10 protein-coding genes are annotated in these 11,254 nt (G+C 62.7%); 5 read left to right on the top strand and 5 right to left on the bottom strand.

All coding sequences use genetic code 11. The annotated features are described in order from the left end of the window. Positions 1–62: 62 nt before the first annotated feature. The 5 genes from M5D89_RS04525 to M5D89_RS04505 all read left to right on the top strand — a co-directional run bounded on the left by M5D89_RS04525 (position 63) and on the right by M5D89_RS04505 (position 6,123). On the top strand, positions 63–779 hold the full coding sequence (locus M5D89_RS04525) for a ComF family protein (RefSeq protein ID WP_248884666.1): 717 nt from the start codon (positions 63–65) through the stop codon (positions 777–779). After that, positions 776–1,255: a tRNA (uridine(34)/cytosine(34)/5-carboxymethylaminomethyluridine(34)-2'-O)-methyltransferase TrmL gene (trmL, locus tag M5D89_RS04520; protein WP_283102952.1), complete on the top strand. Its 480-nt coding sequence runs from the start codon at positions 776–778 to the stop codon at positions 1,253–1,255. The genes M5D89_RS04525 and trmL overlap by 4 nt, the downstream gene beginning before the upstream one ends. Before the next feature lie 100 nt (positions 1,256–1,355). Then, positions 1,356–2,756 carry an MFS transporter gene (locus M5D89_RS04515; RefSeq protein WP_248884665.1) on the top strand — a complete coding sequence of 467 codons (1,401 nt, stop codon included), beginning with the start codon at positions 1,356–1,358 and terminating at the stop codon, positions 2,754–2,756. A 110-nt stretch (positions 2,757–2,866) separates the two neighbouring features. Beyond that, complete coding sequence (ovoA, locus tag M5D89_RS04510; RefSeq protein ID WP_248884664.1) at positions 2,867–4,987, top strand: 5-histidylcysteine sulfoxide synthase; 2,121 nt, start codon at positions 2,867–2,869, stop codon at positions 4,985–4,987. Next, positions 4,984–6,123, top strand: a complete 1,140-nt coding sequence (locus M5D89_RS04505; protein ID WP_248884663.1) for a MalY/PatB family protein — start codon at positions 4,984–4,986, stop codon at positions 6,121–6,123. Before ovoA ends, M5D89_RS04505 begins: the two co-directional genes overlap by 4 nt. A gap of 175 nt (positions 6,124–6,298) precedes the next feature. Here the strand turns inward: M5D89_RS04505 and waaA are convergent, their stop codons facing one another. From waaA to M5D89_RS04480, 5 genes are read right to left on the bottom strand one after another with little or no spacing between them, the layout of a single operon-like run. After that, the gene (gene waaA, locus M5D89_RS04500; RefSeq protein WP_248884662.1) at positions 6,299–7,546 is read right to left on the bottom strand and encodes a lipid IV(A) 3-deoxy-D-manno-octulosonic acid transferase; all 1,248 of its coding nucleotides are present in this window, start codon (positions 7,544–7,546) and stop codon (positions 6,299–6,301) included. Further along, positions 7,546–8,238 carry a protein tyrosine phosphatase family protein gene (locus tag M5D89_RS04495; RefSeq protein ID WP_248884661.1) on the bottom strand — a complete coding sequence of 231 codons (693 nt, stop codon included), beginning with the start codon at positions 8,236–8,238 and terminating at the stop codon, positions 7,546–7,548. The genes waaA and M5D89_RS04495 overlap by 1 nt, the downstream gene beginning before the upstream one ends. Beyond that, the gene (gene waaC / locus M5D89_RS04490) at positions 8,225–9,295 is read right to left on the bottom strand and encodes a lipopolysaccharide heptosyltransferase I (protein ID WP_248884660.1); all 1,071 of its coding nucleotides are present in this window, start codon (positions 9,293–9,295) and stop codon (positions 8,225–8,227) included. The genes M5D89_RS04495 and waaC overlap by 14 nt, the downstream gene beginning before the upstream one ends. After that, positions 9,292–10,056, bottom strand: a complete 765-nt coding sequence (locus M5D89_RS04485; protein WP_248884659.1) for a glycosyltransferase family 2 protein — start codon at positions 10,054–10,056, stop codon at positions 9,292–9,294. Before M5D89_RS04485 ends, waaC begins: the two co-directional genes overlap by 4 nt. After that, positions 10,053–11,252, bottom strand: a complete 1,200-nt coding sequence (locus tag M5D89_RS04480; RefSeq protein WP_248884658.1) for an O-antigen ligase family protein — start codon at positions 11,250–11,252, stop codon at positions 10,053–10,055. The genes M5D89_RS04485 and M5D89_RS04480 overlap by 4 nt, the downstream gene beginning before the upstream one ends. Positions 11,253–11,254: the final 2 nt, after the last annotated feature.

Below are 11,254 nucleotides of genomic sequence, written 5' to 3'. Positions count from 1 at the left end.
GGCGCGCCTTGTCAATGCCGCAGGCGAGCGCAACAATGCACCCGCGGCAACGGGAGGACTGAATGCAGGCAGCGATGCAGTGGTGGCGACCCACGCTCTGGCGCCGGGGAGGCGAAGCCAGCGTATCCTGGCTACTGCCGGAAAATTGCCGCTTCTGTTCCGCACCTGGCGCGGCGATCTGCAGTGACTGTCAGCGGGAGTTGCCGCGTCTTCCCAGTGATCGTTGCAGTTGGTGCGCCTTGCCAGTAGATGATGGCGGAGATTGCCCGGTCTGCAGCATCGAAACGCCAAGTTACGACTATACCTTTTGCCCTTTCGTCTATACCTCGCCATTGGCAGAAGCGATCAGTGCCTGGAAGTTTCACGCCGGACTGGATTGGACCCGACCGTTGGCCAACGCCTGGATCCAGGCCTGGGCGCGGGAAGCCCCGCTGCGTCCCGAAGCATTGGTCCCGGTGCCGGCACACCCTGCCCGCCTGCGCGAACGCGGCTACAATCAGGCCGCACTGCTGGCACGCCAGTGGGGTCGGCACTACCACGTACCGGTGCGGGACGTGCTGCGCCGGGTACGCAATACCCCGCATCAGGTCGGCGGCAGTCGCGAACAACGCCGCGCCAATTTGCGCGCCGCCTTTGCGCTGCGGGCAAGATTGCCGCAGCACGTCGCCCTGGTAGACGACGTCCTGACCACCGGCAGCACCGCCGAGGCCCTGGCGCAACTGCTCAAAGCCGAAGGAGTCGCGCGGGTGGACCTCTGGATGTTGGCACGCGCCCTATGACGGAGCCGATTCTGGAATTGGTGTTGTACCAGCCCGAGATTCCCCCTAATACCGGCAACGTCATCCGCCTCTGCGCCAACACCGGCACCCGCTTGCACCTAGTCGAGCCCCTCGGCTTTGCCTGGGATGACCGCCGTTTGCGCCGTGCCGGGCTGGATTACCACGAATTTGCCGAGGTACGGCGGCATGCCAACTGGGAACATTGTGTCGCCGCATTGCCTGATCGCCGAATCTTCGCCTTCACCACCAAGGGCGCTCCAGGAAGCTTTGCCAACGCCCGCTTTCTGCCGGGCGACGTCCTGCTCTTTGGCCCCGAGACGTGCGGCCTACCAGACAGCCTGCTCGCCACCTTCCCGAGCGATCGACTGCTCCGGCTGCCCATGCGCGCCGGCCAGCGTAGCCTGAATCTGTCGAACTCCTGTGCCATTGCCGTCTTTGAGGCATGGCGACAATGCGGTTATCCCGGCGGGGTGTAGACTGTCATAAAAGTGTCATAAAATCTTCATCATAATGTCACAATTAAAGTGTAATCTCTCCAGTGCACCTTCTTCTGTGCCGCAAAACGGAGGATTCACCATGACAAACGCTACCAACGTCGCCGATAGCGATATCTCCGACGCCCTCAATACCGCAAGATTCAGCCCCTTTCACTTGAAGGCCATCTGGGCCTCCTCCATGGGCTTTTTTACCTCCGCCTATGACCTCTTCATCATTGGCACCGCGTTGGTGCTGATCAAGGAGCAATGGCACCTCAGCCCCGACGAGGTCGGGCTGGTGGGCGCCATCTCTCTGATTGCCACCTTCGTCGGCGCCTATGTATTCGGAATCCTCGCCGACAAGCTGGGCCGCAAAAAGATTTACGGCCTCGAAGCCCTGCTCATGACCATCGGTGCCCTGCTATCTGCCGTGTCGCCCAGCGTGACGGTGTTGATCATCGCCCGCATCATCCTCGGCCTGGGGATTGGTGGCGACTATCCCATGTCTGCCGTGTTGATGTCCGAGTATGCCAATGCCAAATCCCGGGGACGCATGGTCTCGCTGGTCTTTTCCGCCCAGGCGATTGGCTTGGTGGTTGGACCGATCGTGGCCCTGACCCTGCTGGCTGCGGGCATGAACCACGATCTCGCCTGGCGCCTGATGCTGGGCTTGGGTGCCCTGCCGGCCATGGCGGTGATCTATATTCGCCGCACCCTGCCGGAATCGCCCCGCTGGTTGGCGCGGGTGAAAGGCGACGGCGACGCCGCTGCGCGGGAGCTGGCCTCTTTCAGTCTTGGCACCGCCGTGGCGCGGAAGCCCGAGGCCAAGGTCATCAAGCAACCTTTGCGCAAATATCTACTGACGCTACTTGGCACCGCCGGCAGCTGGTTCGTTTTCGATTACGCATATTACGGCAATACCATCTCGACGCCGATGATCATGCATCGTCTGGCGCCCCATGCAGACGTGATTCAGAGCACGGCCTTGAGCTTGATCGTTTTTGCCGTGGCGGCGGTACCAGGATACTTTCTGGCCGCCTTCACCATCGACCGCATTGGCCACAAGACCCTACAGATGCTGGGCTTTTTCATGATGGGTCTGATGTTTTTGCTGATCGGTGCCTTCCCGGTGGTGTCCGCCTCCATCGGTGTCTTCATGGTGATCTATGGCCTCTCCTACTTCTTCGCGGAATATGGCCCCAACACCACCACCTTCGTCATTGCGGGCGAAGTCTTCCCGGTGAACCTACGCACTACCGGTCACGGTCTCTCGGCGGGAACAGCCAAGGTCGGGGCCTTCATCGGCGCCTTCATTTTCCCGGTCTTACTGCATGACTTCGGTCTGCATGGTACCTTGATGATCACTTTCTTCTTTGCGTTAGCGGGATTGCTCCTGACCATCTTCTTCATCCCCGAACCCAGCGGCAAGACTCTGGAAGAAGTCAGCGGCGAAGACAATGTCGTACAGCACCCCAGCAAGCACACTCCGGCGCATGCCTGAACTGCAAACTGCAAGCACCAAACCCCGCTTCGGCGGGGTTTTTGTTTCTCTCCCACGTTTCCGACCGGCCGGTATCTTGTGCTAATCTGGCAGAAATACGGGAGGACTTCATGGGCGAAATGCGGATTCACCCCTTACGTTTGGACGGCCGACACGGTGAAGAAAAGCGCGAAGAAATTCGACGCGTCTTCCATCAAACCTTCAGTCTGAATGAATCACTCTATGAGCATTTGCACGGTGACGCTGCCTGGTTTACCCAGGCCATCTCCTTGCGGCATCCGCTGATCTTCTACTTTGGCCATACGGCCACCTTCTACACCAACAAATTCCTGGTGGCGGGTCTTATCGACCAGCACCTGGATGCCGATCTGGAATCCATCTTTGCGGTGGGGGTGGATGAGATGTCGTGGGACGATCTCGACGAGACCCACTACGACTGGCCCAGCGTCGAGCGCGTGCGCCCCTACAGGAATCAGGTGCGGGAGATGGTGGATGGGGTGATCAGCCGCCTGCCCCTGGACCTCCCCATTACCTGGGATTCCCCCTGGTGGGCGGTGCTCATGGGTATCGAGCATGAGAACATCCACATCGAAACCAGCTCGGTCCTCATCCGCCAATTGCCCCTGGATCGGGTACGGCCCGTGGCTGCCTTTACCCCCGAGCCCCTGGCCCCCGCTGCAGAGGCACTTCCGGGTAACCCCTTGCTGCCCGTCGCAGGTGGACGGGTGCAACTCGGCAAGGCAGACGATGACCTCCACTACGGCTGGGACAATGAATACGGCAGCCATCAGCAGGAATTGCAGGATTTTGCCGCCAGCCAACATCTGGTCAGCAATGGCGAATTTCTGAGCTTTGTAGAGGATGGCGGCTACCGAGAAGCCCGTTGGTGGGGCGAGGAAGGGGACGAGTGGCGGCGCTTCACCCATACCGAGCACCCCAGTTTCTGGGTACCCAGCCCCGCCGGTTGGCGCCTGCGGCTGATTGCCGAAGAGCGCCCCATGCCGTGGAACTGGCCCGTAGAGGTCAATTATCACGAAGCGGCGGCCTTTTGTCGCTGGAAATCGGCCCAGCTCGGCAAGAAAATCCGTCTACCCAGCGAGGACGAGTGGCGGCGCCTACGGGACCTTTCGGGACTCGCCAATCACGATAGCTGGGGGGAACTCGCCCCAGCCCAGATTGGCCTGGCCCATGGGGCGTCGCCCTGCCCCGTGGACCGTTACCAGCACGGCGCATTCTATGATGTGGTCGGCAATGTCTGGCAGTGGACCGAAACCCCCATCTATCCCTTTGATGGCTTCCGCGTCCACCCCTACTACGACGACTTCACCGTCCCCACCTTCGACCAGCGCCATAACCTCATGAAGGGTGGTTCTTTCATCAGCCTGGGCAACGAGACCCAGACCGAGGCCCGCTACGCCTTTCGGCGACATTTCTTTCAGCATGCGGGCTTCCGCTACGTCGCCTCGGACAATGCCTTGCCCGAGACGCCGGTTTACGAAACCGACACCGCCGTGGCCCAATATTGTCATTTCCACTTCGGTCCCGATTATTTTGGGGTAGCGAATTACGCCCAGGCCATTGCCGATCTGGCCCTGCGGGCCTGGGGCGATCGGCCCTTGCGCCGGGCCCTGGATATCGGTTGCTCCGTGGGGCGCAGCAGTTTTGCGTTGGCTCGGGGCGCTGAGCAGGTCACCGGCATCGACTTTTCCACCCGCTTCGTCCAGGTGGCGGCCCGTCTACAGGAAAAAGGGCGTTTTCCTTATGCCATCACCGAAGAGGGCGAACTCCAGAGTCATCAATGGGCCGACCTCAGCACGCTCGGATTGGCGGAGACCGCGGCACGCTGCCAGTTCGTCCAAGGCGATGCCTGCAATCTCAAGCCGATGCATCGGGACTTCGATCTGGTGCTGGCCGCCAATCTGATCGACCGCCTCAGTGACCCGGCCCAATTTCTGCGCGACATGGCCGAGCGCATCGTCCCTGGGGGACTCTTGGTACTGAGTTCACCCTACACGTGGCTGGAGGACTTCACCCCCAAGGAGCGCTGGATCGGCGGTGTGCGCCAGGACGGAGAGAGCCGGAACACCCTGCAGGGTCTGCGGGCGATCCTGGGCAGTCATTTCGACCTGCAACCGGGCTTTCCCCAGGACCTCCCCTTCGTCATCCGCGAAACGGCGCGCAAGTACCAGCATAGCATCGCCCAGGTGACGGTCTGGCAGCGTCGATCGTGACGGACTTCGACCAGGTCATTTCCCGACAGGGCACCGGCTCCGTGAAATGGGACGGCGCCCGGGAACGCTTTGGCGGCGAGGTCTTGCCCCTCTGGGTGGCGGATATGGATTTTGCCATTGCCCCCAGTATCCTCAATGCCCTGCACCAGCGTCTGGAACACCCGATCTTTGGCTACCCCCATCGGGAAGAGGCCTTTGGGCAGGCAGCGCGCCGCTGGTGGCAACATCGTTACCAATGGTCTGTGGCTCAGGAGTCATTGCTCCCGGTGAGCGGGGTGGTCCCTGCCCTCTTTGCCAGCGTCCGGGCCTTTACCGCCCCCGGTGACGGGGTGCTGGTGATGCCCCCCATCTATCCGCCCTTCCTCGACGCCGTGAAGCAAAACCAGCGGCGCCTGGAGCTGGTGCCCCTGCGCGCCGATGCTGGGGGCCATTATCAAATGGACTGGGATGCCCTGGAGCCGGCCTTGGCTCGATCGCGCCTGCTCCTCCTCTGCTCGCCCCACAATCCCGTAGGCCGCGTCTGGACTGCCGACGAGCTCCGCCGACTGAGCGCACTCTGCCAGGACGCGGGGGTACCCATGATCAGTGACGAGATCCACGCCGACCTGAGTTTCCAGCCCCATACCCCCTTGGCACAGATCGCGCCCGAGGCAATCGTCCTCAGCTCCGCTGGCAAGGCCTTCAATATTGCTGGCCTGGGAGGCGGCATCGCCGTCTGTGCCGATCCCAATAGTCGCGCCCTGTTGCGCGCCGAGCTGGAACGCAGCCAATGCCATCACCTGAACGAAATGGGCCTGATCGCCGCCATAACGGTCTGGGAATCGGGTGCCGCTTGGCTGGATGCCTTGCGCCCCTATCTGCAAGAGAATCTGGCGTTCTTGCAGAGCACCCTGGCCCAGCGCCTGCCCGAGCTGGGTTACCGCCCACCGGACTTTGGCTACCTGGCGTGGCTGGACGTGCGCAGTTACGGTGACGATCCGGACATCGCCAGCGCCCTGCTGGGGGCCGGCCTGGGCCTAAATCTCGGCCCGAGTTTCGGCCCAGGCGGTAGTGGTCACCTGCGCATGAATGTGGCCGCACCCCGAGTCACCGTGGCGGAGGGAGTGGAGCGGTTATGTCGGGCGTTGGGGGGGTGAGGAAGGAGTTGGCGGGGGAGGTACGGCTAAATCCACTCCCAGCTTTCAGCTGAGCCGCGCCGCTCCAGGGCCTGACGGCAGGCGGCATACAGCGCATTTGCATTGCAGCTTGCGAATACCGCCCTGACGGGCATGCTCCTCGTAGCGTGATTGATGCCCCCAGCGGCCCCTGGGCTCAACGCTCGAGATAGGGCCCCAATATCCCCAGCGTCCGCTCCAGTGCGCCCGTCTGCCTCGCCACCCAAGTGGCAGCGCGGTTGCCCAGGGCTGCCGCTTCGGCTTCCTCCTGGAGCAGACGCAGCAGGGCTGAGTACAGAGTTTCAGTATCCGGGCAACGCTGTAGCGCGCACGCTGCCAGCATTGCATCGGTCAGGCCCTGAAAGTTTTCCATGTGTGGACCGACCAGCACCGGCTTGCCCAAGGCCGCCGGTTCCAGGGGGTTGTGACCGCCATGGGGCACAAAGCTGCCGCCCATACTGACCACGTCCGCCGCAGCGCAGAAGGCGATGACCTCACCCAGGGTATCCACCAGATAGACCTCCGTGTCGGCGCCTACGGCCTCACCTCGGCTCCGTTGGACGACCCGGAAGTCTGACAAGTGCCCGAGGATCTCGGCGGCGCGCTCGGGATGGCGGGGGATCAGCAGCAATAAAAGCTCCGGGAAACGGGCCTGCAAGCGCGGCAAGATCTCTGCTGCCAGCGCCTCCTCGCCGGCATGGGTCGACACGAAGGCCCAAACCGGCCGATGCCAGGCAGCACGCCACTGCTCTCCCTGCTGCCGCTGCTGGGGGTCGATCTGCAGATCCAGCTTCAGCTGGCCCAACACCTCGACCCGGGGGGCACCCAAGGCCCGAAAGCGCTCGGCATCGGCCTCGCTCTGGGCGGCCACGGCCTCCAGCGCGGCCAGGGCGGGGGCAAAAAGGCCGCGCCAACGGGCATAGCCGCGCAGGGAACGTACCGACAAGCGGGCATTGAGGAGAAAGAGGGGAATCTTCTGGCGCTGGGCGGCCTGGAACAGGTTGGGCCAGATCTCCGTTTCCAGAAAAAGCCCCAGGCGCGGTTGCTGACGGTGTAAAAACCGCCCCACTGCGCCGGGAGTGTCATAGGGCAGGTAGAGTTGCGTCACTGAATCGCCCAGGCGCTCGCGCAACAGCGCCCGCCCCGTGGGTGTCGTGCTGGTCAGTAGAATCGGCAAGGCCGGATAGCGGGCCTGCAGGGCCCGGATCAGGGGCAGTGCGGCGATGCCCTCCCCCACACTCACGGCATGGATCCACAGAGGCCGATCCCGGCGCGGGGGCACAAAACCAAAACGCTGCCACCAAAAGGCGCGATACGGGGGACGGCGCCAGGCGCGCCAGAGGGTGAAGAGCAGAATCAGCGGCGTGAGGAGCCAGAGCAGAAAGGCATACAGACGGCGCAGCATCACTCGCGCCGCAGAATCCGATCGGTAAGCCAGTCCAGCCGGTACCACGGGCGAAAGCTGCGCAGCAGGGCCTCCCGATCGTAGTCCTCGGCCACCCAGCGCCGCAGATCGAATTTTTCCCTCCCCTGAGCCGCTTGCCCCTGGGCGGCCTCCAATACCTGCACAAAGAACCAGTCGAGAATACCCGTATTGGCGTGCCGGATATGCCCGTAGGGCCAAAGCCGCAATTGCCGCCGTGCCTCCTCCAGGGACCAGCCGCACACCTGCCAGGTGTAGAGCGCGGCAATCAACCCCGCCCGATCGGCACCGGACTTACAATGGATGAGCAGCGGCCTTTCGATCTGGGGAAATAGGTCTAAGGCCGCCAGTAGACGGTCCCGCACCGGCAGGTCCCGGGAGCCAAAACCCTGCAGGGGCAGATGGCGAATCCCCAGTTGCTCGCAGATGTCCTGCTCTAGACGATAATGGGGCTCGTCGGGCCCGGGGGCGCGGATGTTGAGCACCGTACGAAAGTGATGTTGCTGGTGCCAAGCGCGCAGTTGGGCTGGCGAGGGCTGGGCGGAGCGAAACACCCCCGGCGCGATCTCGTGGAAATTGGCGTAGAACAGCTCGCGAAAAATGCCGTGATCGGTCCAGAACTGATGCCGGCGAAAGCGCCGATAGTCCCGCGCCGAGAGGCTAGTGCTGGGCATTGCGATCCCCTAGGGTGAGCAAGGGCTGCAGCTTGGCCCAGACCTGATCGGGGACCAGGGATTCCTGACAGGGGATGCTGCCCGGCGCGCGGTCCCGGCGCTGGCAGCGCGCTGCACCACAGGGGGCACAGGGTTCGGCACTGCGCAGCTGCGGCCAGCGCGAATCCGCCCCCCCCTGCTGTGCCACCGTCGGGCCGTAAAGGGTCAGGCCCGGCAAGCCCAGGGCCGCCGCCAGGTAGGACAATCCCGTATCCATGCCCACAAAGGCTTCTGCCCGCACCATCAGTTGCGCCAGCTCCTGCAAATTTGCCGAAGGCAAGGGTACGACATTCTCCTGACCCTTGGCGATGGCCGCCACCCGCGCCTGCTCGCGCCCACCCATAGCGGGCAAGAGCAGGCGAAAGCCCGCCGCGCCCAATCTCTGCGCCAACACCTGCCAATGGCTGACGGGCCACTCCTTATTTTCCCAGGCGCCGGAGGTGGCATGAAAGCCGAGGACAAAGGGGCGCTGGGTCAATGCGTCCCAGGGTGGGGGCAGTCGCTCTGCTCGCCAGCCCTCCGCTACCTGCCCAAGACCATAGTCTGCCGGACCCTGGGGCAGGGGATACCCCAATGCCGCCGCAAAGAGCTCGCGATTCCGCTGGATGGCCGGCCGCCCCCAGGGGACGGCAAAACGCCGCGCGTACAGGAGTGCTGCTCCCGGCTCCCGGGCACTCTGCCGATCCAGCCCCCAGACCGGTCGCCCCGCCAAGCGCGCCAGCAGCGCACTCTTGTAGAGCCCCTGGCTATCCAGCACCGCCCCATAATCCGCCGACCGCAGCTCCCGCCGCAACGCCCACAGGGCCGGCACCAACCCGCCCGCCTTGCCCTTGAAACGCCTTAGGGAAAAAGGCAGCACCCGACCCACCGCCGGATGCCAAGCCGCCACCGTCCCAAAGCCCGGCTCAATCAGCCAATCTAGCCTCCAGTCTGGATGCGCCGCCCCCATATCCGTCAACGCTGGTAGGGTATGCAGAACATCGCCCAGGGAGCTCAGGCGGACGAGGAGGAGTTTCACCGCCGCTCCGCCTGCTGCCGTTCGCGGGCCATGGCGTATTTCATGAATGCCCCCAGGGCGTTGGTCCAGGCGATGGCGGCACCATCGACCCCATCCAGAAAGCCTAGACGCAGTAGATAGCCGCGCATAAAGGCTGCCATGGCATGAGACAGGGGGGCATGGGCCGGCACTGGGCGACCCCGGGCATAGACCTTTTCGGCGTTGAGCTCTGCGTATTTCTGCATTTTTTGCAGCAACTGGGCGTAACTCCCGTAGGAATAATGGTCCAACGCCAGGGCCGCCACGGTTCCCAACGATCCGCTGCATTGCCACGACTCATGGACTTGCTGGGTCGGGTCATAACGGCCCTGGCGGCGATCAAAGAGCCGCAAAACCTGATCCTTGGCCCAATCGCCATGCCGAATGCGGCGCCCATGAAAATAGCTGCAGCGGCGCAAATAGTAGGCGGCGTGCTCTACTGGCGCTTCCAGGAGTCTTTCGATCGCCGCTCGCCCCTCTGGGCGCAGCAACTCATCACTGTCGAGCATCAAAATCCAATCGTTCTGTGCCTGGGCCACGGCAAACTGGCGCTGTGCCCCAAAGCCCGCCCAGGGGTGCTCAACGACTCGGGCACCCCGCGTCTGTGCCAGCATCACAGTATTATCCCGAGATCCACCATCCACCACCAGGATCTCGGCGGCCAGCCCGGCAACACTGTCGAGGGAACGGGCCAGCGCCGCGGCGCAGTCCTGGGCCACATACACCACCGATAAGGACGTCATCCGCGCCCCGGCAGCGGCCAGCGCATCAGCAACGGCATGCCCGCAAAGAGCGCAATATTGACCGCATCCGCATAACCCCAACTTAGGGAATCAAAAACACCGCCGATCACATAAATGGCGAAATAGCTCAGTACAAACCAGCCCTGGGGACTGAAGCGGGCGCGCCAAGACTCCTTGCCAATGGCCCACAACACCCACAGAAACAGGACGATGCCAATGATGCCCAGGCTCGCCGCCTCGCTCAAATAGCTATTGGCGGCGGTATTCATGATGAAATCGCCCGTCGCCGGCACCAGATGTTGGGCCTGCAGATGCAGTACTGCCGGATAAAAATCACCGGTGCCCACACCAAAGAGGGGGTGCATCCAGAACAGCAAGGCGCCGGCCCACATGGCCACCAAGCGAATCCCCCAACTGCTCTTCACATCCGCCTGGGCCGGCGAAAAGGCCAGCAGCTCGTGGACTCCGACGAGGAAATGCGCCCGTACCTCCGGGATGGCAAACAAGAGCACCGCTGCCAAGACCCCGAGAATGGGCAAGGCCCAGCGCCAACGCCCCGGATAGAGCAGGAACAAGGCGACAGGGAGTAAGAGCACCAGCAACAGTTGCCCTGAACGCCCCGGCGTCAACGCCATCTGCAAGGCAAAGAAAAGGATCAATGTCCAATTGGCCCAGCGCGGAAAATTCCAGCGCTGCTTTTGGTCGTAGACCAGCCACAGGATGGCATGGGCCAATACCAGGGAGAGAAAAATATGGTCACAGAAACCCGTGTAGGGAATCCAGTCCGTATTTTGCCAAGGGAGAATCTTCCAGGTCATCAAAAAGGCCAGAATTTCGTTGACGACGATTCCCGCCAGAAACCAGCGGATTACCCACTTGACCCAGCGTTCCTGCCACGGCAGCGTGGCGCCCATGAAGGCAAAAATGGCGTCGAAAGTGGATATCGTCACCTTCTGACCAAAGAACATATTGCTCGTCCACAACAAACCGATCGCGGTCCAAGCCATCAAAAGCAACCACGGCAAGTACCAGCCGCGCTCGCCAATAGTGCGCCAGTTGCGCCAATGGCCGCTGAACCCGTAGGCCAGAATCAGTAGGCCCATGGAAATACCCGACCCCGCCGTGCTCAAGGGAAAAAAGAACAACGGCAGGGCGTAAAGACTGAACATCCAGGGGTCAGGGATACGAAGGCGCATGG

The organism is Acidithiobacillus acidisediminis (genome assembly GCF_023277115.1).
Lineage (GTDB): Bacteria > Pseudomonadota > Gammaproteobacteria > Acidithiobacillales > Acidithiobacillaceae > Igneacidithiobacillus > Igneacidithiobacillus acidisediminis.
This window is presented reverse-complemented; position numbering and strand designations above follow the sequence as displayed.